The following is a 210-nucleotide window of genomic DNA, read 5'->3' on the forward strand; positions in this document are numbered from 1 at the left end:
AGATTATGATGCAATTCCAAACAATTTATGTATGAACCTAACTTCATTTTGGGCAGACTTCACCTGTGGATGAAGTTGCCCTTTTTTCATCATATGCATGATTTCAACGCCACTCAATATAGAAGTGGCTGTTTCATATGACTTGAATCCTAACATAGTACGCACACGTTTCTTAATGAAACGGTGATCCTGTTCCACTATATTATTGAG

General features: G+C 36.7%; 1 protein-coding gene. It reads right to left on the reverse strand.

The features are described 5' to 3' along the window. Positions 1 to 3: 3 nt before the first annotated feature. A partial coding sequence (locus HRG09_RS28590) for a DDE-type integrase/transposase/recombinase (protein WP_174104129.1) occupies positions 4 to 210 on the reverse strand: 207 nt, incomplete at its 5' end.

It is taken from the genome of Bacillus sp. Xin1 (assembly GCF_013314535.1).
Classification (GTDB): Bacteria; Bacillota; Bacilli; order Bacillales; family Bacillaceae_G; genus Bacillus_A.